Annotated in this window: 20 protein-coding genes, 2 rRNA genes and 1 pseudogene (1 of these 23 running past the window's edge); 12 read left to right on the plus strand and 11 right to left on the minus strand. The window is 61.1% G+C overall.

Going from position 1 to position 25957, the window contains the following annotated elements; all coding sequences use genetic code 11:
• The first annotated feature begins 48 nt into the window (after positions 1 to 48).
• The 11 genes from nuoC (at position 49) to nuoN (ending at position 13809) form a co-directional block, all read left to right on the plus strand.
• Entirely contained in the window at positions 49 to 1833 is a 1785-nt protein-coding gene (gene nuoC / locus LG385_RS12570; RefSeq protein WP_225774565.1) for an NADH-quinone oxidoreductase subunit C/D, read from the plus strand.
• A 2-nt stretch (positions 1834 to 1835) separates the two neighbouring features.
• The gene (gene nuoE / locus LG385_RS12575) at positions 1836 to 2333 is read left to right on the plus strand and encodes an NADH-quinone oxidoreductase subunit NuoE (RefSeq protein ID WP_181117788.1); all 498 of its coding nucleotides are present in this window, start codon (positions 1836 to 1838) and stop codon (positions 2331 to 2333) included.
• Entirely contained in the window at positions 2330 to 3697 is a 1368-nt protein-coding gene (nuoF, locus tag LG385_RS12580) for an NADH-quinone oxidoreductase subunit NuoF (protein ID WP_181123073.1), read from the plus strand. The genes nuoE and nuoF overlap by 4 nt, the downstream gene beginning before the upstream one ends.
• A gap of 119 nt (positions 3698 to 3816) precedes the next feature.
• On the plus strand, positions 3817 to 6534 hold the full coding sequence (gene nuoG, locus LG385_RS12585) for an NADH-quinone oxidoreductase subunit NuoG (RefSeq protein ID WP_225774566.1): 2718 nt from the start codon (positions 3817 to 3819) through the stop codon (positions 6532 to 6534).
• Positions 6531 to 7532: an NADH-quinone oxidoreductase subunit NuoH gene (gene nuoH / locus LG385_RS12590; protein ID WP_225774567.1), complete on the plus strand. Its 1002-nt coding sequence runs from the start codon at positions 6531 to 6533 to the stop codon at positions 7530 to 7532. Before nuoG ends, nuoH begins: the two co-directional genes overlap by 4 nt.
• Positions 7533 to 7542: 10 nt before the next feature.
• The gene (gene nuoI, locus LG385_RS12595; protein ID WP_181117784.1) at positions 7543 to 8091 is read left to right on the plus strand and encodes an NADH-quinone oxidoreductase subunit NuoI; all 549 of its coding nucleotides are present in this window, start codon (positions 7543 to 7545) and stop codon (positions 8089 to 8091) included.
• Positions 8092 to 8100: 9 nt separating this feature from the next.
• Positions 8101 to 8601: an NADH-quinone oxidoreductase subunit J gene (gene nuoJ, locus LG385_RS12600; RefSeq protein ID WP_040263820.1), complete on the plus strand. Its 501-nt coding sequence runs from the start codon at positions 8101 to 8103 to the stop codon at positions 8599 to 8601.
• Positions 8602 to 8604: 3 nt separating this feature from the next.
• Entirely contained in the window at positions 8605 to 8913 is a 309-nt protein-coding gene (nuoK, locus tag LG385_RS12605) for an NADH-quinone oxidoreductase subunit NuoK (protein WP_181117782.1), read from the plus strand.
• Complete coding sequence (gene nuoL / locus LG385_RS12610; protein ID WP_225774568.1) at positions 8910 to 10760, plus strand: NADH-quinone oxidoreductase subunit L; 1851 nt, start codon at positions 8910 to 8912, stop codon at positions 10758 to 10760. The genes nuoK and nuoL overlap by 4 nt, the downstream gene beginning before the upstream one ends.
• Before the next feature lie 40 nt (positions 10761 to 10800).
• Positions 10801 to 12333: an NADH-quinone oxidoreductase subunit M gene (gene nuoM, locus LG385_RS12615; protein ID WP_181123075.1), complete on the plus strand. Its 1533-nt coding sequence runs from the start codon at positions 10801 to 10803 to the stop codon at positions 12331 to 12333.
• A gap of 6 nt (positions 12334 to 12339) precedes the next feature.
• On the plus strand, positions 12340 to 13809 hold the full coding sequence (gene nuoN, locus LG385_RS12620; RefSeq protein ID WP_225774569.1) for an NADH-quinone oxidoreductase subunit NuoN: 1470 nt from the start codon (positions 12340 to 12342) through the stop codon (positions 13807 to 13809).
• Positions 13810 to 13880: 71 nt separating this feature from the next.
• On the opposite strand, the gene LG385_RS12625 is transcribed toward nuoN, so the two are convergent.
• From LG385_RS12625 to LG385_RS12660, 9 genes and pseudogenes are all read right to left on the minus strand, one after another.
• On the minus strand, positions 13881 to 14279 hold the full coding sequence (locus LG385_RS12625) for a VOC family protein (RefSeq protein WP_225774570.1): 399 nt from the start codon (positions 14277 to 14279) through the stop codon (positions 13881 to 13883).
• 43 nt (positions 14280 to 14322) lie between these two features.
• Positions 14323 to 14922, minus strand: a complete 600-nt coding sequence (gene wrbA / locus LG385_RS12630) for an NAD(P)H:quinone oxidoreductase (protein ID WP_181117777.1) — start codon at positions 14920 to 14922, stop codon at positions 14323 to 14325.
• A 142-nt stretch (positions 14923 to 15064) separates the two neighbouring features.
• Positions 15065 to 16957, minus strand: a complete 1893-nt coding sequence (gene mrdA / locus LG385_RS12635; RefSeq protein WP_225774571.1) for a penicillin-binding protein 2 — start codon at positions 16955 to 16957, stop codon at positions 15065 to 15067.
• Between the two features lie 69 nt (positions 16958 to 17026).
• Positions 17027 to 18103: an AI-2E family transporter gene (locus LG385_RS12640; protein ID WP_225774572.1), complete on the minus strand. Its 1077-nt coding sequence runs from the start codon at positions 18101 to 18103 to the stop codon at positions 17027 to 17029.
• A 105-nt stretch (positions 18104 to 18208) separates the two neighbouring features.
• Complete coding sequence (locus LG385_RS12645) at positions 18209 to 19300, minus strand: methyl-accepting chemotaxis protein (protein ID WP_413247379.1); 1092 nt, start codon at positions 19298 to 19300, stop codon at positions 18209 to 18211.
• A gap of 66 nt (positions 19301 to 19366) precedes the next feature.
• A pseudogene (locus LG385_RS25750) lies at positions 19367 to 19888 on the minus strand (cache domain-containing protein); the annotation flags it as partial.
• A gap of 35 nt (positions 19889 to 19923) precedes the next feature.
• On the minus strand, positions 19924 to 21264 hold the full coding sequence (locus LG385_RS12650) for a sensor histidine kinase (protein WP_225774574.1): 1341 nt from the start codon (positions 21262 to 21264) through the stop codon (positions 19924 to 19926).
• Entirely contained in the window at positions 21261 to 21929 is a 669-nt protein-coding gene (locus LG385_RS12655) for a response regulator transcription factor (protein WP_225774575.1), read from the minus strand. Before LG385_RS12655 ends, LG385_RS12650 begins: the two co-directional genes overlap by 4 nt.
• A complete protein-coding gene (locus tag LG385_RS12660) occupies positions 21930 to 22232 on the minus strand; it encodes a PepSY domain-containing protein (protein ID WP_225774576.1) in 303 nt (100 codons plus the stop codon).
• Positions 22233 to 22394: 162 nt separating this feature from the next.
• On the opposite strand from LG385_RS12660, the gene queD reads away from it, so the two are divergent.
• Positions 22395 to 22751 (plus strand): 6-carboxytetrahydropterin synthase QueD, encoded by a 357-nt coding sequence (queD, locus tag LG385_RS12665; RefSeq protein WP_181117770.1) that lies wholly within the window; start codon positions 22395 to 22397, stop codon positions 22749 to 22751.
• Positions 22752 to 22860: 109 nt separating this feature from the next.
• On the opposite strand, the gene rrf is transcribed toward queD, so the two are convergent.
• Positions 22861 to 22976: ribosomal RNA gene (rrf, locus tag LG385_RS12670) — 5S ribosomal RNA — on the minus strand.
• A 124-nt stretch (positions 22977 to 23100) separates the two neighbouring features.
• Positions 23101 to 25957 (minus strand): 23S ribosomal RNA (locus LG385_RS12675); it runs 31 nt beyond the window's last position.

Raw genomic sequence — 25957 nt, forward strand, 5'->3', positions numbered from 1 at the left:
CCTGGCCTTCATTCTTTACGTTGACCGAAAGCGAAAGCGACCGACACCATGACAACAGCGGACACCGCTCTGTATATCCCGCCCTACAAGGCTGACGACCAGGATGTGGTCGTTGAACTGATCAACCGCTTCGGCGCCGACAGCTTCACCGCCCAACACACCCGCACCGGCATGCCCGTGCTGTGGGTGGCACGCGCGCAAATCAAGGAAGTACTCGCTTTCTTGCGCGGCGTGCCCAAGCCCTACTCGATGCTGTACGACCTGCACGGCGTGGACGAGCGCCTGCGCACACAGCGCCGTGGCTTGCCCGACGCAGACTTCACCGTGTTCTACCACCTGATGTCGATCGAGCGTAACAGCGATGTAATGCTCAAGGTCGCGCTGAGCGAAGGCGACTTGAACCTCCCGAGCGTCACCGGCATCTGGCCCAATGCCAACTGGTACGAGCGCGAAGTGTGGGACATGTTCGGCATTACCTTCGAAGGCCACCCGAACCTGAGCCGCATCATGATGCCGCCCACCTGGGAAGGCCACCCGCTGCGCAAGGACTACCCTGCCCGGGCCACGGAATTCGACCCCTACAGCCTGAGCCTGGCCAAGCAGGCCCATGAAGAAGAAGCCGCGCGCTTCCGCCCTGAAGACTGGGGCATGAAACGCGGCACGGCGAACGAAGACTTCATGTTCCTCAACCTGGGCCCGAACCACCCTTCGGCGCACGGGGCATTCCGCATCATCCTGCAGCTGGACGGTGAAGAGATCGTCGACTGCGTGCCGGATATCGGTTACCACCACCGCGGCGCCGAGAAAATGGGCGAGCGGCAGTCGTGGCACAGCTATATCCCCTACACGGACCGCATCGATTACCTCGGCGGGGTGATGAACAACCTGCCGTACGTGCTGGCCGTGGAAAAACTCGCTGGCATTACCGTGCCGGACCGGGTGAACACCATCCGCATCATGATGGCCGAGTTCTTCCGCATCACCAGCCACCTGCTGTTCCTGGGGACCTATATCCAGGACGTGGGTGCGATGACGCCCGTGTTCTTCACCTTCACCGACCGCCAGCGCGCCTACACCGTGATCGAAGCGATCACCGGCTTCCGCCTGCACCCGGCCTGGTACCGTATCGGCGGCGTGGCGCACGACTTGCCGCGCGGCTGGGAAAGGCTGGTCAAGGACTTCATCGAATGGATGCCCAAGCGCCTGGATGAATACACCAAGGCCGCGCTGCAGAACAGCATCCTGATCGGTCGTACCAAGGGCGTGGCGCAGTACAACACCCGCGAAGCGCTGGAATGGGGCGTTACCGGCCCAAGCCTGCGCGCCACCGGCTGCGACTTCGACCTGCGCAAGGCGCGGCCGTACTCGGGCTACGAGAACTTCGAGTTCGAAGTGCCCCTGGCCGACAGCGGCGATGCCTACGACCGCTGCCTGGTACGCGTGGAAGAGATGCGCCAGAGCCTCCGGATCATTGAACAGTGCATGCGTAACATGCCGGCCGGCCCGTACAAGGCGGATCACCCCTTGACCACGCCGCCGCCCAAAGAGCGCACGCTGCAACATATCGAAACCCTGATCACTCACTTCCTGCAGGTTTCGTGGGGCCCGGTGATGCCGGCCAACGAGTCCTTCCAGATGATCGAAGCGACCAAGGGCATCAACAGTTATTACCTGACGAGCGACGGGGGCACCATGAGCTACCGTACCCGTATCCGTACCCCCAGCTATCCGCACCTGCAACAGATCCCTTCGGTGATCCGTGGCAGCATGGTCGCCGACCTGATCGCGTACCTGGGCAGTATCGACTTCGTCATGGCCGATGTGGACCGCTAAGCATGAACAGTACGCTTATCCAGACTGACCGTTTCGTCCTCAGCGAAACCGAGCGCTCGGCCATCGAGCACGAGTTGCACCATTACGAAGACCCGCGCGCCGCATCGATCGAAGCGCTGAAGATCGTCCAGAAGGAACGTGGCTGGGTGCCGGATGGCGCGCTCTACGCCATTGGCGACATCCTGGGCATCCCAGCCAGCGACGTCGAAGGCGTGGCCACCTTCTATAGCCAGATTTTCCGCCAGCCCGTGGGCCGTCACATCATTCGCGTGTGCGACAGCATGGTCTGCTACATCGGTGGGCACGAATCCGTGGTGGCACAGATCCAACAGGAACTGGGCATCGGCCTGGGCCAGACCACGGCCGATGGTCGCTTCACCTTGCTGCCGGTGTGCTGCCTGGGCAACTGTGACAAGGCCCCGGCCCTGATGATCGACGACGACACCTTCGGCGACGTGAAGCCCGATGGTGTAAGCCGCTTGCTGGAGGCCTACGTATGACGCTCACTTCCTTTGGCCCGGCCAACCGGATTGCCCGTGCGGCTGAAACCCATCCGCTCACCTGGCGCCTGCGTGACGACGCCGAGCCGGTATGGCTCGACGAATATCAGCGCAAAGACGGCTACACCGCTGCCCGCAAGGCGCTGGCACAGATGTCCCAGGATGAGATCGTGCAAACGGTGAAGGACTCCGGCCTCAAGGGCCGGGGTGGCGCTGGCTTCCCTACCGGAGTGAAGTGGGGCCTGATGCCCAAAGACGAATCCATGAACATCCGTTACCTGTTGTGTAACGCCGATGAAATGGAGCCCAACACCTGGAAAGACCGCATGCTGATGGAGCAGCAGCCGCACCTGCTGATCGAAGGCATGCTCATCAGCGCCCGCGCGCTCAAGGCGTACCGGGGCTACATCTTCCTGCGCGGCGAATACACCACCGCGGCGCGCCACCTCAACCGCGCAGTGGAAGAAGCCAAGGCCGCCGGCCTGCTGGGCAAGAACATCCTGGGCAGCGGGTTCGATTTCGAGCTGTTCGTGCACACCGGCGCCGGCCGCTACATCTGCGGTGAAGAAACCGCGCTGATCAACTCGCTCGAAGGCCGCCGCGCCAACCCCCGCTCCAAGCCGCCCTTCCCGGCGGCCGTGGGCGTATGGGGCAAGCCGACCTGCGTAAACAACGTCGAAACCCTGTGCAACGTACCGGCGATCGTTGGTAACGGCATCGACTGGTACAAGGGCCTGGCGCGCGAAGGCAGCGAAGACCACGGCACCAAGCTGATGGGCTTCTCCGGCAAGGTGAAAAACCCAGGCCTGTGGGAACTGCCCTTCGGCGTAACCGCGCGGGAGCTGTTCGAGGACTACGCCGGCGGCATGCGTGACGGCTATACCCTCAAGTGCTGGCAGCCCGGCGGCGCCGGGACCGGTTTCCTGCTGCCCGAGCACCTCGAGGCGCAGATGTACGCCGGCGGTATCGCCAAGGTGGGCACGCGGATGGGTACGGGCCTGGCCATGGCCGTGGACAACACGGTGAATATGGTCTCGCTGCTGCGCAACATGGAAGAGTTCTTCGCGCGTGAGTCCTGTGGTTTCTGCACGCCGTGCCGCGATGGCCTTCCCTGGTCGGTCAAGCTGCTGCGCGCACTGGAAAACCGCCAAGGCACCCAGGGGGACATCGACACCCTGTTGGGGCTGGTAGGTTTCCTGGGCCCAGGCAAAACCTTCTGTGCACATGCCCCCGGCGCCGTAGAGCCACTGGGCAGCGCGATCAAGTACTTCCGAGAGGAGTTCGAAGCCGGCATCGCCCCCGTGGGAGCGGCGAGCCCGGCGCCAGGCTTTGGCCAACCACGGCCGATCCCTGCTGGAGCCTGATTGATGCAAGGGGCGATGGCATGGCCTCGCCCCCGGCCTGTGAACGCGATGCGCCAGGCCCAGAACAAGATTTCCATTAGCCACGCCCGGGAAACCGGGCCAACGAAGACCTTTGAACCATGGCTACTATCCACGTAGACGGCAAAGCGCTCGAAGTCGATGGTGCGGACAACCTGCTACAGGCATGTCTCTCCCTCGGCCTCGACATTCCCTACTTCTGCTGGCACCCGGCGCTGGGAAGCGTCGGCGCCTGCCGCCAGTGCGCGGTAAAGCAGTACAACGACGAGAACGACAAGCGCGGCCGCATCGTCATGTCCTGCATGACACCCGCCACCGACAACACCTGGATTTCCATCGATGATGAAGAATCCAAGGCGTTCCGGGCCAGTGTTGTCGAATGGCTGATGACCAACCACCCGCACGACTGCCCCGTGTGCGAGGAAGGCGGCCATTGCCACTTGCAAGACATGACCGTGATGACCGGCCACAACGAGCGCCGGTACCGCTTCACCAAGCGTACCCACCAGAATCAGGACCTGGGTCCGTTCATCGCGCATGAGATGAACCGCTGCATCGCCTGCTACCGCTGCGTCCGTTTCTACAAGGACTACGCCGGCGGGACCGACCTGGGTGTGTACGGCGCCCACGACAACGTCTACTTCGGCCGCGTGGAAGATGGCGTACTCGAAAGCGAGTTCTCCGGCAACCTGACCGAAGTTTGCCCTACCGGTGTGTTCACCGACAAAACCCACTCCGAGCGCTACAACCGCAAATGGGACATGCAGTTCGCCCCGAGCATCTGCCACGGCTGCTCCAGCGGCTGCAACATCAGCCCCGGTGAACGTTACGGCGAACTGCGCCGCATCGAGAACCGCTACAACGGCTCGGTGAACCACTACTTCCTGTGTGACCGCGGGCGTTTCGGCTATGGCTACGTGAACCGCAAGGATCGCCCCAAGCATCCGATGCTGGGTCAGGAACGCACCATGCTGGGCGTGGACGCTGCGCTGGACAAGGCTGCCCAGTTGCTCAGCGGCCGTACCATCGTGGGCATTGGCTCGCCACGCGCCAGCCTCGAAAGCAATTACGCCCTGCGTGAACTGGTAGGCGCCGACTGGTACCACACTGGTATCGAAGCCGGTGAGCTGGCCCGCATCCGCCTGGCGCTGGACGTGCTCAACAACAGCCCGCTGCCTATCCCAAGCCTGCGCGAAGTAGAAGACCACGACGCGGTCTTCGTACTCGGCGAAGACCTGACCCAGACCGCCGCCCGCATGGCCCTGGCGCTGCGCCAGTCGGTAAAAGGCAAGGCCGAGGCCATGGCCGAAGCCATGCGCGTACAGCCTTGGCTCAACGCCGCGGTGAACAACATCGGGCAGCACGAAATGTACCCGCTGTTTATCGCCAGCCTCACCGACACCAAGCTCGATGACGTTGCCGAAGAATGCGTGCACGCGTCGCCCGAAGACCTGGCGCGTATCGGTTTCGCCGTGGCCCACGCCATCGACGCCAGCGCACCCGCAGTACCGGGCCTGGATGACGAGGCCCTCGGCCTGGCGCAACGCATTGCCGATGCACTGGTGAACGCCAAGCGCCCGCTGGTGGTGTCCGGCACGTCGCTGGGCAATGACAGCCTGATCGAAGCCGCCGCCAACATCGCCAAGGCACTGGCCCTGCGCGCCAAGGCCGGCTCCCTCAGCCTGATCGTGCCGGAAGCCAACAGCCTGGGCCTGGCCATGCTCGGCGGTGAATCCCTCGACGCGGCGCTGGATGCCCTGATCGAAGGCCGTGCCGATGCGTTGGTAGTACTGGAAAACGACCTCTACACCCGCGCCCCGAAAGCCAAGGTAGACGCTGCCATGGCTGCCGCCAAGGTGGTGATCGTTGCCGACCACCAGCAAACCGCGACCACCGACCGTGCGGATCTGATCCTGCCGGCCGCCAGCTTTGCCGAAGGCGACGGCACCTTGGTTAGCCAGGAAGGCCGCGCACAGCGCTTCTTCCAGGTATTCGACCCGAACTACCTCGACCCACAGAACTTCACTCACGAAGGCTGGCGCTGGCTGCATGCCTTGCGCGCCACCCTGCTGGAGCGCAAGGTCGACTGGACCCAGCTCGACCACGTGACCGCCGCCTGCGCCGCCAGCGCACCGCAGCTGGCCCGGATTGTGGAGGCTGCTCCGTCCGCCGCCTTCCGCATCAAGGGTTTGAAGCTTGCCCGCGAACCGCTGCGTTACTCCGGCCGTACGGCCATGCGCGCCAACATCAGCGTGCACGAACCACGTACCAGCCAGGACGTGGACAGCGCATTCTCCTTCTCCATGGAAGGTTACTCGGGCAGCAAGGAACTGCGCCAACAAGTGCCGTTCGCCTGGTCCCCGGGCTGGAACTCGCCTCAAGCGTGGAACAAGTTCCAGGACGAAGTGGGCGGCCATCTGCGCGCTGGCGACCCGGGCGTGCGCCTGATCGAAACCGGCGGGGACAACCTGGCCTGGTTCACCCGCATTCCAGCGGCGTTTGCCCCGGCTCGCGGCACCTGGAAGGCGGTGCCTTACTACCACCTGTTCGGCAGTGAAGAAACCTCTTCCCGTGCCGCGCCTGTGCAGTCCCGTATCCCCTCCCCTTACGTGGCCCTGGCCAAGGCCGAAGCCGACCGGCTGGGCGTGAACGACGGCGCACTGCTGAGCCTCAGCATCGGCGGGGTGCAGTTGCGCCTGCCGCTGCGCGTGGATGAGCAACTCGCCGCCGGCCTGGTGGCGCTGCCAAAAGGGTTGGCGGGCATTCCACCGGCATTTGGTGGCTTAACGGTTGAAGGCCTGCAGGAGGCAGCACAATGACCTGGTTCACGCCTGAAGTGATCGACGTGATCGTGTCGGTGGTGAAGTCCATCGTCATTTTGCTGGCTGTGGTGGTCTGCGGCGCGCTGCTCAGCTTCGTGGAACGGCGCCTGCTGGGCTGGTGGCAGGACCGTTACGGGCCAAACCGTGTTGGCCCGTTCGGCATGTTCCAGATTGCCGCCGACATGCTCAAGATGTTCTTCAAGGAAGACTGGAACCCGCCATTCGTGGACCGGGTGATCTTCACCCTGGCGCCAGTAGTGGCCATGAGCGCCTTGCTGATCGCCTTCTCTGTCATCCCGATCACCCCTACCTGGGGCGTGGCGGACCTGAACATCGGCGTGCTGTTCTTCTTCGCCATGGCAGGCCTGTCGGTGTACGCGGTGCTGTTCGCCGGTTGGTCGAGCAACAACAAGTACGCCTTGCTCGGCAGCCTGCGGGCCTCGGCGCAAACCGTGAGCTACGAAGTGTTCATGGGGCTGGCATTGATGGGTGTGATCGTGCAGGCGGGGTCGTTCAACATGCGCGACATCGTCGAGTACCAGGCGCAGAACCTGTGGTTCATCATTCCGCAGTTCTTCGGCTTCTGTACCTTCTTCATTGCCGGCGTGGCCGTGACTCACCGTCACCCCTTCGACCAGCCTGAAGCGGAACAGGAACTGGCCGACGGTTACCACATCGAGTATGCCGGCATGAAATGGGGCATGTTCTTCGTGGGCGAGTACATCGGTATCGTGCTGATCTCGGCGCTGCTGGTCACGCTGTTCTTCGGCGGCTGGCACGGCCCGTTCGATATCCTGCCTCAGGTGCCGTTCCTGTGGTTCGCCCTCAAGACCGCCTTCTTCATCATGCTGTTCATCCTGCTGCGGGCTTCGATCCCACGGCCGCGCTATGACCAGGTGATGGATTTCAGCTGGAAGTTCTGCCTCCCGCTGACCCTGATCAATTTGCTGGTCACCGCCGCGATCGTGTTGCTGAACACGCCGGCCGGTGCTTGAGGACAACGTCATGTTCAAATATATCGGCCATGTGGTACATGGCACCTATACCCAGCTGCGCAGCCTGATCATGATTTTTGGTCACGGCTTCCGCAAGCGTGACACCCTCCAGTATCCGGAAGAGGCTGTTTACCTGCCGCCGCGCTATCGGGGCCGCATCGTGCTCACCCGCGACCCGGACGGCGAGGAACGCTGCGTGGCGTGCAACCTGTGCGCGGTCGCCTGCCCGGTGGGCTGCATTTCCCTGCAAAAGGCTGAAACGGACGATGGACGCTGGTACCCCGAGTTCTTCCGGATCAACTTCTCGCGCTGCATTTTCTGCGGCCTGTGCGAAGAAGCCTGCCCTACCACGGCTATCCAGCTCACGCCGGACTTCGAAATGGCGGACTACAAGCGCCAGGACCTGGTGTACGAGAAGGAAGACCTGCTGATCTCGGGCCCGGGCAAGAATCCGGACTATAACTTCTATCGCGTCGCGGGCATGGCCGTGGCCGGCAAGCCGAAAGGCGCCGCGCAGAACGAAGCCGAGCCGATCAACGTGAAAAGCCTGCTGCCTTAAGGAAGAAAGATGGAATTCGCGTTCTATTTCGCCTCTGGCGTTGCGGTGCTGGCGACCCTTCGGGTCATTACCGGCACCAATCCGGTCCATGCCTTGTTGTACCTGATCATCTCCCTCATCGCAGTGGCCATGACCTTCTTCGCCCTCGGCGCGCCCTTCGCAGGCGTGCTGGAGGTGATTGCCTATGCCGGTGCGATCATGGTGCTGTTCGTGTTCGTGGTGATGATGCTCAACCTGGGCACCGCATCTGCCCATCAAGAGCGGGAGTGGTTCAAGCCTGGCATCTGGGCGGGCCCGATGTTGCTGGCCGCCCTGTTGCTGCTGGAGTTGATGTACGTGCTGTTTTCCGGCCCGGGCAACATTCCGGTCGGCGAAACCACCATCGGCCCCAAAGCCGTGGGCATCAGCCTGTTCGGCCCTTACCTGCTGGCGGTGGAGCTAGCCTCCATGCTGCTGCTGGCCGCGGCCATCACGGCCTTCCACATTGGCCGCAACGAGGCGAAGGAGTAACCCATGCCAGCCATTCCTCTTGAACACGGCCTGGCCGTCGCCGGCGTGCTGTTCGTACTCGGCCTGGTGGGCCTGCTGGTCCGCCGCAACATCCTTTTTGTGCTGATGAGCCTGGAAATCATGATGAACGCCTCTGCATTGGCCTTCATCGTGGCCGGCAGCCGCTGGGCGCAACCGGACGGGCAGATCATGTTCATCCTGGTGATCAGCCTGGCGGCGGCCGAGGCCAGTATTGGCCTGGCGATCCTGATCCAGCTGTATCGCCGCTTCCATACGCTTGATATCGACGCTGCCAGTGAGATGCGCGGATGAACCTACTCTTTCTGACTTTCGTCTTTCCCCTGCTGGGCTGGCTGGTGCTGTCCTTCTCCCGCGGGCGCTTCTCGGAGAACACCTCGGCACTGATCGGGGTGGGCTCGGTGGGCCTGTCCGCCGTGGTGGCCGCCTATGTGATCTGGCAATTCAACGTGGCCCCGCCACCCGGCGGTGTGTACACCCACCTGCTGTGGACCTGGATGTCGGTAGGCACCTTCGCGCCAACCTTCACGCTTTACCTGGATGGCCTGTCGGTCACCATGTTGGGCGTGGTCGTGGGCGTGGGCTTCCTGATCCACCTGTTCGCCTCCTGGTACATGCGCGGTGAAGAAGGCTATTCACGCTTCTTCTCCTACACCAACCTGTTCATCGCCAGCATGCTGTTCCTGATATTGGGCGACAACCTGCTGTTCATCTACTTCGGCTGGGAAGGCGTGGGCCTGTGCAGCTACCTGCTGATCGGCTTCTACTACAGCAACCGCAACAACGGCAACGCAGCACTCAAGGCCTTTATCGTCACCCGTATCGGCGACGTGTTCATGGCCATCGGCTTGTTCATCCTGTTCCAGCAACTGGGCACGTTGAACATTCAGGAGCTGCTGGTACGCGCACCCGAGCACTTCAAGGTGGGCGACTTCTGGATCGTGCTGGCCACCTTGATGTTGCTGGGCGGCGCGGTCGGTAAATCCGCTCAGCTGCCGCTGCAAACCTGGCTGGCGGACGCGATGGCCGGCCCTACCCCGGTTTCGGCGCTGATCCACGCGGCAACCATGGTGACTGCGGGCGTGTACCTGATCGCCCGTACCCACGGCCTGTTCACTCTGGCGCCAGACATCCTGCACCTGGTGGGTATCGTCGGCGGCGTGACCCTGGTACTGGCAGGCTTCGCCGCGCTGGTACAAACCGACATCAAGCGCATCCTCGCCTACTCCACCATGAGCCAGATTGGCTACATGTTCCTGGCACTGGGCGTGGGTGCGTGGGACGGCGCGATCTTCCACCTGATGACCCACGCGTTCTTCAAGGCACTGCTGTTCCTTGCCTCGGGCGCTGTGATCATCGGCTGCCACCATGAGCAGAACATCTTCAAGATGGGCGGCCTGTGGAAAAAGCTGCCCTTGGCGTATGCCTGCTTCATCGTTGGTGGCGCGGCGCTGTCGGCCTTGCCGATCCTCACTGCGGGCTTCTACTCCAAGGACGAGATTCTCTGGGAAGCCTTCGCCAGCGGCCACACCGGTTTGCTGTATGCCGGGCTGGTGGGTGCGTTCATGACCTCGCTGTACACCTTCCGCCTGATCTTCATTGCCTTCCATGGCGAAGCGAAGACCGATGCCCGCCCTGGCCATGGCATTTCCCACTGGCTGCCGCTGGGCGTGCTGTTGGTACTGTCCACCTTCATCGGCGCCTGGATTCACCCACCGCTGGCGGGCGTGCTGCCTGAAAGCGCGGGCCATGCCGGCGGCGAAGCCAAGCACAGCCTGGAGATCGCTTCCGGCGCCATCGCGCTGGCGGGCATTCTGCTGTCGGCGCTGCTGTTCCTGGGCAAGCGTCGGGTAGCCACCGCCATCGCCAACAGCGGCCCGGGCCGTGTGCTGTCTGCCTGGTGGTTCGCGGCCTGGGGCTTCGACTGGATCTACGACAAGCTGTTAGTGAAACCCTACTTGTGGATCAGCCACGTGCTGCGCAGGGATCCGATGGATCGCGGCATTGGCCTGGTGCCTCGGCTGGTGAAAGGCGGGCACTCCGTCATGAGCCGCACCGAGAACGGCCAGCTGCGCTGGTATGCCGCCTCCCTTGCCTTCGGTGCCGTATTGGTACTGGGCGCCGTGGTAATGGCAGCCTGACTATGAACCTTGCGAATTTGCGAAAGGAAACGAACCCGTCATGATTCTGCCTTGGCTGATCCTGATTCCCTTCATCGGCGGCCTTCTGTGCTGGATGGCTGAGCGCTCTAGCGCCACCCTCCCCCGCTGGATCGCATTGCTGACCATGTCCCTGGAACTGGTACTGGGGCTATGGCTCTGGTCCCAGGGCGATTACTCCCTGGCGCCCGCACCAGGGGCCGACCCGGTATGGGCCGTGGAATTCAAGCTGGCCTGGATCCAGCGCTTCGGCATCAGTGTGCACCTGGCGCTCGATGGCTTGTCTTTGCTGATGATCCTGCTCACCGGCCTGCTGGGCGTGCTGTCCGTACTGTGCTCCTGGAAAGAGATCCAGCGCCATGTGGGCTTCTTCCACCTGAACCTGATGTGGATCCTGGGCGGGGTGATCGGCGTGTTCCTCGCGCTGGACCTGTTCCTGTTCTTCTTCTTCTGGGAAATGATGCTGGTGCCGATGTACTTCCTCATCGCGCTCTGGGGTCATAGCTCGTCGGACGGCAAGCGCACGCGGATCTACGCTGCCACCAAGTTCTTCATCTTCACTCAGGCCAGCGGCCTGATCATGCTGGTGGCGATCCTTGGCCTGGTGCTGGTGAACTACAACGCTACCGGCGTGATCACCTTCAACTACAGCGACCTGCTCAAGGCGCACCTGCCAGCCGGTACCGAGTACCTGCTGATGCTGGGCTTCTTCGTGGCCTTTGCGGTGAAGCTTCCAGTGGTGCCGGTGCACTCCTGGCTGCCTGATGCCCACGCCCAGGCGCCAACGGCGGGCTCCGTGGACCTGGCGGGTATCTTGCTGAAAACCGCCGCCTACGGCTTGCTGCGCTTTGCCCTGCCGCTGTTCCCCAATGCCTCGGCCGAGTTCGCGCCAATTGCCATGGGCCTGGGCCTGGTTGGAATTTTCTACGGTGCCTTCCTGGCGTTCGCGCAAACCGACATCAAGCGCCTGATCGCCTACTCCAGCGTGTCTCACATGGGCTTTGTGCTGATCGGGATCTACTCCGGCAGCCAGCAAGCGCTGCAAGGCGCTGTGGTGCAGATGGTCGCCCACGGCTTGTCCGCCGCGGCGCTGTTTATCCTCAGCGGCCAGCTGTATGAGCGCCTGCATACCCGTGACATGCGTGAAATGGGCGGGCTGTGGTCGCGTATCAGCTACCTGCCGGCCATCAGCCTGTTCTTCGCCGCGGCATCGCTGGGGCTTCCGGGCACCGGTAACTTCGTGGGTGAGTTCCTGATCCTGCTGGGCAGCTTCGCGGTCGCGCCTTGGGTGACCACCGTTGCAACCTTCGGCCTGGTAGTGGGTTCGGTATACGCGCTGATCATGATTCACCGGGCCTACTTCGGCCCGGCAAAGTCGGACACCGTACTGCACGGCATGGACGGCCGCGAGCTGGCGATGATCCTGCTGCTGGCGGTGCTGCTGGTGCTGCTGGGCGTGTACCCGCAACCGGTGCTGGACACCTCGGCCGCGACCATGGCCGGCGTGCAGCAGTGGTTCGGCTCGGCTTTCTCTCAACTTGCATCGGCCCGGTAACCTGTAATGGAACTGACCTCTCAACACTTTCTGGCATTGGCGCCGCTGCTGATCACCAGCGTCACCATCGTGGTGGTGATGCTGGCGATCGCCTGGCGCCGTAACCACTCACAAACGTTCCTGCTGTCCTGCGCGGGCTTGAACCTGGCGCTGCTATCGATCCTGCCAGTGCTCAAGATCACGCCGATGAGCGTAACCACGTTGCTGCAGGTAGACAACTTCGCGTGTCTGTACATGGCGCTGATCCTGATCGCCACCCTGGCCTGCGTTACCCTTGCCCATGCCTATCTGGGTGATGGTGGCACCGGCTACCCAGGCAACCGTGAAGAACTCTACCTGCTGATCCTGCTGGCAGCCGCCGGTGGCTTGGTGCTGGTGTGTGCGCAACAGCTGTCGGCGCTGTTCATCGGGCTGGAACTGCTGTCGGTGCCGGTGTACGGGCTGGTAGCGTACGCGTACTTCAACAAGCGCTCGCTGGAAGCCGGTATCAAGTACATGGTGCTGTCGGCGGCTGGCTCGGCGTTCCTGTTGTTCGGCATGGCGCTGTTGTATGCCGACGCCGGCACGCTGAGTTTCTCCGGTATCGGCGCCGCGCTTGCGGCTACCGGCATGCCCAGCCTGATGGCGCAGCTGGGCCTGGGCATGATGCTGGTGGGCCTGGCCTTCAAGCTGTCGCTGGTGCCCTTCCACCTGTGGACCCCTGACGTCTACGAAGGCGCACCTGCACCAGTGGCGGCCTTCCTGGCCACCGCCAGCAAGGTTGCGGTGTTCGCGGTGATCGTAAGGCTCTTCCAGCTCTCCCCAGCCGGAAGCAGCGGCGTACTGAACGTGGTACTAAGTGCAATCGCCATCGCTTCGATCGTGGTGGGCAACCTGCTGGCACTGAACCAGACCAACCTCAAGCGGCTGCTGGGTTATTCCTCCATCGCCCACTTCGGTTACCTGCTGATTGCGCTAGTGGCGAGCAAGGGCCTGGCTGTTGAAGCCATCGGCGTGTACCTGGCCACTTATGTGATCACCAGCCTGGGTGCGTTCGGCGTGATCACGCTGATGTCCTCCCCGTACAAAGGCCGCGATGCCGATGCGCTGTTCGAGTACCGCGGGCTGTTCTGGCGCCGCCCGTACCTCACCGCAGTGCTGACCGTCATGATGCTCTCCCTTGCGGGCATCCCGCTCACCGCAGGCTTCATCGGCAAGTTCTACATCATGGCAGCCGGTGTCGAGTCTGGCCTGTGGTGGCTGGTGGGCGCATTGGTACTGGGCAGCGCCATCGGCCTGTTCTACTACCTGCGCGTGATGGTGACCCTGTACCTGATGGAATCGAGCATTCCACGCCAGGACGCGCCGCTGAACTGGGAGCAGCGCACCGGTGGCGTGATGCTGCTGGCCATCGCCATCCTGGCCTTCGTGCTGGGGGTTTACCCTCAGCCATTGGTGGACCTGGTGCAGCATGCCGGGCTTCATCTGATGGGCTAAGCCGGTTGGCTTGAACAAAAAACCCCGCCTGGCGCTGCCGGCGGGGTTTTTTTATTGTACGGGAGGAAGGATTACAGGCCCGACGCGTGAACGAAGCAGAGCTTGTTGCCCTCCGGGTCGCGGCAATAGGCCCCGTAGTAATCCGGGGCATACCGCACCCGCACACCCGGCGAGCCTTCGTCGCTACCGCCGTTGGCCAGCGCAGCTGCCCAGGCGGCATCTACCTCGTCCCGGCTGGAGCAAGCAAAACTGACCTGCGTGCCATTACCCGGTGAAGCGGGTTGACCGTTGAAGGGCTCCTGCACGAAAAACTGCGGCCAGCGCCGACCCGGCAGCTGCCAGCCCTTGCCCGGAGGGCCACCGTCGTCTTCTTCCGACATGGGCACCAGGCCCAACTCGCTGAGCACACGGTCATAAAATGCCACCAGGCGGTTCAAGTCACGGGCGCCAACGATGATGTGGGAGAACATGATGCAGCCCTCAGGCAAGGACGCCCCGGCCGGGCGACAAGGATCAGCTGAACAGTTTGGCCGCTGTCTTGGCTACCAGCTCGCCCTGATGCCGTGCGCCCGCCAGTTCGATTTCGCTGGGCTGGCGCGAGCCGTCACCCGAAGCGATGGTGGTTGCGCCATAGGGGGCGCCGCCGACGATTTCGTCCATGTTCATCTGCCCTTGATGACTGTAGGGCAGCCCCACGATGACCATACCGAAATGCAGCAGGTTGGTGATCAGCGAGAACAGCGTGGTCTCCTGGCCGCCATGCTGGCTGGCCGTGGAAGTAAAGGCCGCGCCAACCTTGCCGTTGAACTTCCCTGCCGCCCACAGCCCACCTGCCTGGTCGAGGAAGGCGGCCATCTGGCTGCTTACACGGCCGAAACGGGTCGGGCTTCCAAGGATGATTGCATCGTAGTCTGCCAGCTCCTGCACGGTAGCGACGGGCGCTGCCTGATCGAGCTTGAAGTGGGCGGCTTGCGCTACTTCCGCCGGGGCAGTTTCGGGCACGCGTTTGACATCCACGGTCGCGCCGGCGCTACGGGCGCCCTCGGCAATGGCATTGGCCATGGTTTCGATATGCCCGTAGGTGGAGTAGTAGAGAACAAGAACTTTAGCCACAGAGACGCTCCTTGATGTGCCGCGCCGGCATGGCGCGGACTCATGAACTTCGCACAGCCAGAGACAGGATAAAAACGGGTTGATTCGAACGGTTTGATCGAAACGTTGAATCCCGCCGCTGCCTTGCGAGTGTAGCTGGCGCTCAACTGGCGGGTGATTTCACTGGCAGCGCAGGGCTGGCGTACTGCGGCTTGAGGTGGCCGCTCTGGTCCAGCAGCCAAGCATCGAGCACCTCGCGAACCACCGGGCCGGCAACTCGGCCGCCGGCCTCGCCGTTCTCGATCATCACCGCCACCACAATCTTCGGGTTCTCGGCCGGGGCAAAGCCTACGAACAGCGCGTTGTCCCGGTTGCGCTCCTGGGTCTTTTCCCGGTTGTAGCGCTCCCCTTGACGAATGGCGACCACTTGCGCGGTGCCGCTCTTGCCCGCAATACGGTATTGTGCCCCCACTGCCGATTGCCGGGCGATCCCCCTGGGGTCATGCAGCACCGCTTGCATGCCGCGATTCACCTGCTCCCATTCGCCTGGGTCGCGCAATACGATGTTGGGCATCGGGTTGGTATCGACCGGGGGCTCGCCACCAATGGTTTCGGCCAGGTGCGGCCGATGCCACACGCCTTTGCTGGCAATCAACGACGTCGCCTGCGCCAGCTGCAAAGGCGTGACCTGCATATAGCCTTGGCCAATCCCCAAGATCAGCGTTTCGCCAGGGAACCACGGCTGCCGGCGGGTGGCGCGCTTCCATTGCTCGGAAGGCATCAGGCCAGGCGCTTCTTCGAACATGTCGAGCGATACCTTCTGGCCGATGCCGAACCGGCTGAGGTAGTCATGCAGGCGGTCGATACCCAGCCGGTGGGCAGTTTCATAGAAATAGGTATCGTTGGACCGCATGATCGCGGCATAGAGGTCTACCCAGCCATCACCACTGCGGTTCCAGTTGCGGTACTTGTGGTCGTAGTTGGGCAGCTCGTAGTACCCCGGGTCGAACACCCTGCTGGCCGGTGTGATCACGCCGCTATCAAGCCCCGCGACCGCCACTTCCGGCTTGATGGTCGAGCCTGGCGCATACAGGCCCCGAAGCACGCGGTTGAACAGCGGCCGGTCGATGGAGTCACGCAACGCGGTGTATTGCTTGAAGCTGATGCCAGTGACAAACAGATTGGGATCGAAGCTGGGCTCACTCACCATTGCCAGCACGTCGCCGTTCTGCGGGTCCAGCGCCACGATTGCCCCGCGGCGGCCGCCCAAGGCTTTTTCCGCGGCAAGCTGCAGGTTGGCATCGAGGGTGAGGGTGATGTTCTTGCCCGCTATCGGGTCGGTGTGGCGCAACACCCGCATCACACGGCCCTGGGCATTGGTTTCCACTTCCTCGAAGCCGACGTGCCCATGCAGCGCGGGTTCATAGAAGCGTTCCACCCCCGTTTTGCCGACAGACTGAGTACCGCGATATTCCACCGGGTCCAGCACCTTGGCTTCATTCTCGTTGATGCGGCCCACGTAGCCCAGGGAATGGGCAAACTGTTCGCCAAGCGGGTACTCGCGCACGAACTGCGCTTCCACATCCAGCCCTGGCAGAAGGAACTGATTTACTGCGATCAGTGCAATCTGCTCTTCGCTCAGTTCATACATCAAGGTCACCGGCTCGAAGGGATGTCGGGCGCGACGCATGTCTTTGTCGAACTGGCGACGCTGCTCTTCGGGTAACTGCAGAATACTTGCCAGGGTATCGAGTACGTGTGCAGAGTCCCCGGCGCGCTCACGCGTAAGGGTCAAGTTAAAGCTAGGGCGATTGTTGGCCAGCACCACGCCGTTGCGGTCATAAATCAAACCGCGCTCCGGCGGGATCGGCAGTACGTGAACGCGGTTGTTTTCGGAAATGGTCGAGTGGTAGTCGTATTGAACCACTTGCAGGAAATACAACCGAGCCACCAGGGCGAATGCCAGCCCCAGCACCAGAACCGCGCAAGCGACCAGGCGGCCGTTGACCAGGCGTTGTTCCTTGTCGTGGTCCTTTAAGGGAATCGGGTCTGGCATTGGCACCGCTCGTGTGTACAGATCGAAGCGCCCGCCGGCGGCGAACGCTCGATTCGTACATCACGCGGTTCACCGTTGCAGGTCGGGGGGCAATTGTATGGTGGGGCGGTTGCCGACGAAGATACTCCAGCTCGACACGAACAGCGCCGCAATCAGCGGGCCGATCACGAACCCGTTCAGGCCGAAAACCGCGAGCCCACCGAGGGTGGAAATCAGCACCAGGTAGTCCGGAAGCTTTGTGTCCTTGCCTACCAGAAGGGGCCGAAGCACATTGTCGACCAGGCCGATCACGAAAACGCCGTAAAGCGTGAGCACCACGCCCCGCCACATTTCGCCGTCGAGCATGAAGTAAACCGCCACCGGCGCCCATACTACCCCGGCACCCACTGCGGGCAATAATGAAAGAAATGCCATCAATACCGCCCACAACAAGGCGCTGGGGATGTCCAGTATCCAGAAGATCAGCCCGCCCAGCGCACCTTGGGAAATGGCCACCAGCATATTGCCTTTCACCGTAGCCCGTACCACCCGGGTGAACTTCAGTTGTAGCCGGCGCTTCTGCTGTTCTGCCAAGGGCACGGCCATGCGCACCTTGCGTACAAGCTCGGGGCCGTCACGGAGGAAAAAGAACACCAGATAAAGCATCACCGCGAAGCTGACGATGAAATCGAGGGTGCCCTGACCGAAGCTGAAGGCCTGGGACGTAAGGGCTTCGCTGCCCTGCATGGCCCGGGCGGTAATCTTCTCTCGCAGGCCATCGAGATTGCCCATGCCCATGCGGTCCAGCAGGTGCTGTGCCGGGGTGGGCAAGGCATGCTTGAAGTGGCTCATGTAGCTGGCCACATCCAGCTCCCCGCTCTGGATGCTCTTGTAAACGCTGGTGCCCTCCTGCACCAGCAAGGCGCTGATGATGATCACAGGAAGCACCGCGACCAGCACGCACACCCCAAGCGTAACCACCGAGGTGACGTTGCGGCTCCATTTATAGCGTTGGATGAGCTTGCGTTGCAGCGGCGCGAACAGGATGCCCAGGATCACTGCCCAGAAAACAGCGCCGTAGTAAGGAAGGAGTATCCAGATAAAAGCGAGGGTAACCAGTACAAGCAGCAACAGGAGTGTCTTGTATTGGAGGTTGGTTTCGTTCATGCGCGTTCCATGTCGGCTTGCCTTCAGCGCCCCTCATGGGGCGCCTGAAGGTTAGTCCGGCTGGGCTTGGGATAGTGCCCTCGATCGCGCTGCAGAATCTGAGGCTCAGATCCGGAACTGCGCAACCAGCCGCCCAAGGCCCTGGCCCAAGGCTGCCAGCTTGCGGGACGTCTCCGCGCCCTGGCGGGTTTCATCGGCCACCTGATCCACCGCACCGGCAATCTGGTGAACGCTGCGGTTGATTTCTTCCACCACGGCGGTCTGCTCTTCGGCAGCGGTTGCAATCTGCGCGTTCATGTTGCTGATGGTCGCAATCAGGCTGCCCATGGCGTCCAGCGAACGGCCGGCCTCGTTGGCGCGAACGCTGGTGCCCTCGCCCGCTTCACTGGAACGGCGCATGGCTTCCACGGCATCGCGGGTGCCCTTTTCAAGGCGGTCGATCATGCCTTGAATTTCCTGGGTGCTTTGCTGCGTGCGGCTGGCCAACGCGCGCACTTCGTCCGCCACCACCGCGAACCCACGCCCGGCTTCTCCTGCCCGCGCCGCTTCGATAGCCGCGTTGAGCGCCAGCAGGTTGGTTTGCTCGGCAATCGAGCGGATAACGCCAAGTACGCTGACGATGGAGCGCACGTCGTTCTGCAGGGTGTCGAGGGAATTGCCGCTCAAGCGGATATCGGCGATCAGCGAATGGATCTGGGCCACGCTGCCATCCACGACCTGCTTGGCTTGACGGCCTTCGTTGTCGGTTTCCTGAGCCGCCGTGGCGGCGCCCTGTGCGCTGCGAGCCACTTCCTGCGCCGCGCCGGACATTTCGTTGACGGCAGTGGCCACTTGATCTGTCTCCTGGCGCTGGCGCTCCATCGCGCGCTCCGAGCGCTGGGCCTGATCGGCCACTTCGCTGACCAGGCCGGTAAGTTCGCCGGTCATGGTTGCGATCTGGCGCACCAAACCGTGAATCTTCTCCGCGAAGCGATTGAAGGAGCCAGCCAGCGCGCCCAGCTCGTCCTGGCTGGTGATAGGCAACCGGCGGGTAAGGTCGCCTTCACCGGCAGCGATGTCATCCAGGCTCTGCTTCATCAGCATGAGTGGGCGCAGAATGTTCCGTGCCAGCAGCAGGCCGATCGAAGCGATGATCAGTACCAGCACCAGTGCGATACCTACAATGGTCATCAGCATGTCGATAGTGCGGGCATGCACCGCTTCGCGCACTTGAGCGAGCTGAGCGTCGATGCCGTCCAGGTTGACCGCGGTGCCGATCACCATGTCCCACTTGGGCAGGTATTCGGTGTAAGCGAGCTTGGGGACCAGCTTCTGGCTGCCCGGCAGGCTGGACGAGTAACTGACAAAGTGAGTGCCGTTCTTGCCTACGTTCACCAGCTCGCGGTTGACGTACACACCGTTGGGGTCTTTGGCATCGATGAAGCTTTGGCCCACACCTTCGCTGCTGCTGCCCTTGAACAGGCGCACGGCCTGGGAATCGTAGCCGAAGAAGTAGCCATCTTTGCCGTAGGTAACGGTGGAGAGCATTTTCACGACCTGGGCCCGGGCGGCTGTGTCATTGCCATCGGCCGCATCATAAATCGGCTTGACGGTGCCCAGCGCAACCGCGACGTAGTTTTGCAAGGATGCCCGGGCGTCGGTGATGTAACGCTCGCGGGTTTCCTGCACCTCTTGAGCCGCCTGCTGGCGCAGAATCCACAGGGTGCACAGGCTGATGATCAGCGCGAACAGCACGACAGGCACAACGGCAACGGACAGGACCTTGCCCTTCAAGCTAAGGCGCATGGGAAACTCTCACAGGTAGAAAACGAATACTCGGCTTATCGGCCCTGCTCTTGGAAAGTTGAGCTTGCCCCACGGCGGGGCAGACAAACGCTCGCGCGCAATCCGCCCATGTGACTCTCGGAGAGGCAGAGCCGGCCGTGACAGGCCTCGACGATATCCTTCACGATGCCCAGGCCCAGGCCATGGCCCTCGGTGCGCTCATCCAGCCGCTCCCCGCGGCCCAGTACTTGCTCGCGAGCGTCTTCAGGTATGCCGGGGCCGTCATCGTCGACGCACAGGCGATAACCTTGAGCATCGCTCGTCACTGTCAGCAACACTTGGCTGTCTGCCCACTTGCAGGCGTTATCCAACAGGTTACCCAGCAGTTCGAGGAGATCTTCCCGATCCCAAGGCAATATGAGGCCCGGCGGTAAGTGCCACTCGAGTTGCAGGTGCTCGCCGTGGATAGCGCGCAAGGTAGCGAACAAGCCTGGAAGCTCGACGGCGCAGTCCAGTGGCGTACCTGGAAGTGCGTCGCCGGCCAGGCGGGCCCGGGTCAGTTCCTTGTCCAGCCGGGTTTGTAGATGCTCAAGCTGTTCAAGCAGTGCGCGGCGAAGGGACGGGTCGCGGTCCAGGCGTGGGCCATTGGCTTGGCTCAAGAGCACCGCAAGCGGCGTCTTGAGCGCATGGCCCAGGTTGCCCAGGGCGGTACGGGCTTTTTTTAGGCTGTCTTCGGTATGGGCGTGCAAATGGTTGATCTGTGTAACGAGGGGCTCCAGCTCCAGCGGTACATTCACTTGCAACTGGCTACGCTGGCCCTGCTGCAACTGTGCAAGCTGTGCCCGTGCCGCCTCCAATGGCCGCAGAGCCCGAGTGACGATCAGGCGTTGCAAGCCAAGCACCAGTAATAGCAACACCACACCAAATGCCAAGCCCCAGTGGCGCAACCGCGCGAAGCTGTCACGAATGGGGCTGTAGTCCTGGGCGACCGTGATAGACAGCGCCATGCCCAGCCGCCGGTAGTCCGCGCGAAGGAGGATCAGTTGCTGGCCCTCCGGCCCGGTCGCCCGGCTTAGCCCCGGCGCAGTGAGTTGGGGCAATTGCGCATCCCATAGGGAGCGGGAGCGAAGCTGGGTATCAGGTAACGTGATTTGAAAGTAATAGCCGGAGAAGGCGCGCTGGTAGGCGGGCAGTACACGCTCTTCGATCAGATCGACACCTTCAGGCACGCGCGCCAGGCCCAGCAGAAGGTTCTCGCTTTGGCTTCGCAGATTGTCTTCGAGGTATTTCTCAATACCTTTTTCAAAAAGCCACAAACCTGCCTGGGCGAAGATCAGCCCTCCTACCAGCAATACCCCCAGCAGGCCAACGCTCAGCCGGGCTTGCAGCGACCTCATTCGCTACACCCACCCAACCGATAGCCCTGCCCGCGGCGGGTTTCGATCACCGCCTTGCCCAGTTTGCCGCGCAAGTGGTTTACATGTACTTCAAGCACATTAGAACCCCGCTCGTTCTCACCGTCATAAAGGTGCTCGGCCAGGTGAGCTTTGGAAAGAATCCTCCCGGGATGCAGCATGAAGTACCGCAAAAGGCGAAATTCCGCTGCGGTAAGGCTGATCGTGTTCGAACCAATGGTCACGCTTTGCGTGGCTTCGTCCAGCACCAATCCACCCGCCTCCAACCGAGGCTGGTTCGGCAGGCCCTTGGAACGTCGTAACAGCGACTGGATGCGAAGTAGCAGCTCCTCGGGATGAAAGGGCTTGCTGAGGTAATCGTCGGCGCCCGCCTTCAAGCCTTCGATACGCTCGGCCCAGGAACCGCGTGCCGTCAGCACCAGCACGGGTAGCGCAACGCCTTCCTGGCGCCACCGGGCCAACACCTCAAGCCCGGGCATACCTGGCAGCCCAAGATCCAACACCGCACAATCGTAGGGCTCTATCTGCCCTTGCACCAGCGCGTCCCTGCCATCGGCCAGCCAGTCCACCGCGTAGCCCTTGCTACCTAACAGCGCAAGCAATTCGTCGGCCAAGGGAACGGAGTCTTCGACTAACAGTACCCGCATTCAGTCATCATCCTTGTCTACGAGCAGCGTGCCGCTCGTTGCATCATATTCAAGTTCGCGAACCAGACCGTCCGGCAGCACAACCTCGATTTCATAGGTATATCGGCCCTTGTCCTCTTCCAGCTCCACTTCGAGCAAAGCTGAACCCGGATGGCGGCTGACAGCGTCAGCCGTGAGGGTGTCCAACGGCATGATCACGCCTTGCTGGCGCAGGCGCAGGGCTTCGTCCTGGCCAAGATCATGTGCCGTGACAGCGGTCACTGGCAGCAGGACCAGCAGGCAGATCGCGCGCACGACAGACATGGGATTTCCTCGAGAGGTTCAGGCAACGGATTCGAGATGCCTCCGCGCACTGGATCGTTGAAAGCATCAAGGTTAACCCCCGGCCCTTAAACGAAGCTGAAGCGGACTCCCCAAGCGTCGGGTGGTAGAATCGCGCTTTGGATTTGTTATGGGTACCGTTGCGTGGAAATTTTCAAGGAATTCACGTTTGAGTCGGCGCACAAGTTGCCAAATGTCCCCGACGGGCATAAGTGCGGGCGGCTGCACGGCCATTCGTTCAAGGTAGGCATTCACCTGACAGGGGCGGTTGATGCTCATACCGGGTGGATCCGGGACTTCTCCGAGATCAAGGCAGTGTTCAAGCCGATCTACGAGCAGCTTGATCACAATTATCTGAATGATATTCCGGGCCTTGAAAATCCAACCAGCGAAAACCTGGCGGTATGGATCTGGCAGGCACTGAAACCGCTGCTCCCAGAGCTCAGCAAGGTCCGCATCCACGAGACTTGCACGAGTGGTTGCGAATACACCGGCGATTGATCCCGCCGTTATGAAACCGCGGCAGCTGTCGCGGTTTTTTTCTGCCTGCGCGTAGCCTGAAAAAGACAAAACCCCCGATCGCAGGGCGATCAGGGGTTCTGGGTTTGAATCTTGACGATGACCTACTCTCACATGGGGAAACCCCACACTACCATCGGCGATGCATCGTTTCACTGCTGAGTTCGGGATGGGATCAGGTGGTTCCAATGCTCTATGGTCGTCAAGAAATTCGGTAGCGGCCCCGTTTGCACGCGGTCGCGAATCTGGGTATGTGATGTTTGTGATGTCGCCAATTTTCGGTGTGTCTTCACCGCCGCGCTCTGTGCTGCACAGATTGCTTGGGTGTTATATGGTCAAGCCTCACGGGCAATTAGTATGGGTTAGCTCAACGCCTCACAGCGCTTACACACCCCACCTATCAACGTCGTAGTCTTCGACGGCCCTTCAGGGAGCTCAAGGCTCCAGTGAGATCTCATCTTGAGGCAAGTTTCCCGCTTAGATGCTTTCAGCGGTTATCTCTTCCGAACATAGCTACCCGGCAATGCCACTGGCGTGACAACCGGAACACCAGAGGTTCGTCCACTCCGGTCCTCTCGTACTAGGAGCAGCCCCTCTCAAATCTCAAACGTCCACGGCAGATAGGGACCGAACTGTCTCACGACGTTCTAAACCCAGCTCGCGTACCACTTTAAATGGCGAACAGCCATACCCTTGGGACCGGCTTCAGCCCCAGGATGTGATGAGCCGACATCGAGGTGCCAAACACCGCCGTCGATATGAACTCTTGGGCGGTATCAGCCTGTTATCCCCGGAGTACCTTTTATCCGTTGAGCGATGGCCCTTCCATACAGAACCACCGGATCACTAAGACCTACTTTCGTACCTGCTCGACGTGTCTGTCTCGCAGTCAAGCGCGCTTTTGCCTTTATACTCTACGACCGATTTCCGACCGGTCTGAGCGCACCTTCGTACTCCTCCGTTACTCTTTGGGAGGAGACCGCCCCAGTCAAACTACCCACCATACACTGTCCTCGATCCGGATAACGGACCTGAGTTAGAACCTCAAGGTTGCCAGGGTGGTATTTCAAGGATGGCTCCACGCAGACTGGCGTCCACGCTTCATAGCCTCCCACCTATCCTACACAAGCAAGCTCAAAGTCCAGTGCAAAGCTATAGTAAAGGTTCACGGGGTCTTTCCGTCTAGCCGCGGATACACTGCATCTTCACAGCGATTTCAATTTCACTGAGTCTCGGGTGGAGACAGCGCCGCCATCGTTACGCCATTCGTGCAGGTCGGAACTTACCCGACAAGGAATTTCGCTACCTTAGGACCGTTATAGTTACGGCCGCCGTTTACCGGGGCTTCGATCAAGAGCTTCGCTTGCGCTAACCCCATCAATTAACCTTCCGGCACCGGGCAGGCGTCACACCCTATACGTCCACTTTCGTGTTTGCAGAGTGCTGTGTTTTTAATAAACAGTCGCAGCGGCCTGGTATCTTCGACCGGCAAAAGCTTACGGGGCAAGCCCTTCACCTTCGCCGGCGCACCTTCTCCCGAAGTTACGGTGCCATTTTGCCTAGTTCCTTCACCCGAGTTCTCTCAAGCGCCTTGGTATTCTCTACCCAACCACCTGTGTCGGTTTGGGGTACGGTTCCTGGTTACCTGAAGCTTAGAAGCTTTTCCTGGAAGCATGGCATCGACCACTTCATGCCCGAAGGCACTCGTCATCAGCTCTCGGCCTGGGGATCCCGGATTTACCTAAGATCCCAGCCTACCACCTTAAACCTGGACAACCAACGCCAGGCTGGCCTAGCCTTCTCCGTCCCTCCATCGCAGTAACCAGAAGTACAGGAATATTAACCTGTTTTCCATCGACTACGCTTTTCAGCCTCGCCTTAGGGACCGACTAACCCTGCGTCGATTAACGTTGCGCAGGAAACCTTGGTTTTTCGGCGTGCGAGTTTTTCACTCGCATTGTCGTTACTCATGTCAGCATTCGCACTTCTGATACCTCCAGCCAGCTTCTCAACTGACCTTCACAGGCTTACAGAACGCTCCTCTACCGCGTCACTTGCGTGACACCCGTAGCTTCGGTGTATGGTTTGAGCCCCGTTACATCTTCCGCGCAGGCCGACTCGACTAGTGAGCTATTACGCTTTCTTTAAAGGGTGGCTGCTTCTAAGCCAACCTCCTAGCTGTCTAAGCCTTCCCACATCGTTTCCCACTTAACCATAACTTTGGGACCTTAGCTGACGGTCTGGGTTGTTTCCCTTTTCACGACGGACGTTAGCACCCGCCGTGTGTCTCCCATGCTCGGCACTTGTAGGTATTCGGAGTTTGCATCGGTTTGGTAAGTCGGGATGACCCCCTAGCCGAAACAGTGCTCTACCCCCTACAGTGATACATGAGGCGCTACCTAAATAGCTTTCGAGGAGAACCAGCTATCTCCGAGCTTGATTAGCCTTTCACTCCGATCCACAGGTCATCCGCTAACTTTTCAACGGTAGTCGGTTCGGTCCTCCAGTCAGTGTTACCTAACCTTCAACCTGCCCATGGATAGATCGCCCGGTTTCGGGTCTATACCCAGCGACTAAACGCCCTATTAAGACTCGCTTTCGCTACGCCTCCCCTATTCGGTTAAGCTCGCCACTGAATATAAGTCGCTGACCCATTATACAAAAGGTACGCAGTCACAGAACAAGTCTGCTCCCACTGCTTGTACGCATACGGTTTCAGGATCTATTTCACTCCCCTCTCCGGGGTTCTTTTCGCCTTTCCCTCACGGTACTGGTTCACTATCGGTCAGTCAGTAGTATTTAGCCTTGGAGGATGGTCCCCCCATGTTCAGACAAAGTTTCTCGTGCTCCGTCCTACTCGATTTCATTGACAAGAGATTTTCGCGTACAGGGCTATCACCCACTATGGCCGCACTTTCCAGAGCGTTCCGCTAATCTCAAATCAACTTAAGGGCTGGTCCCCGTTCGCTCGCCACTACTAAGGGAATCTCGGTTGATTTCTTTTCCTCAGGGTACTTAGATGTTTCAGTTCCCCTGGTTCGCCTCTTGCACCTATGGATTCAGTACAAGATACTCAGCTTGTGCTGAGTGGGTTCCCCCATTCAGAGATCTCCGGATCAAAGTCTGTTTGCCGACTCCCCGAAGCTTATCGCAGGCTACCACGTCTTTCATCGCCTCTGACTGCCAAG

Origin of the sequence: Pseudomonas sp. Marseille-Q5115 (assembly GCF_916618905.1) — a bacterium.
Lineage (GTDB): Bacteria > Pseudomonadota > Gammaproteobacteria > Pseudomonadales > Pseudomonadaceae > Aquipseudomonas > Aquipseudomonas japonica_A.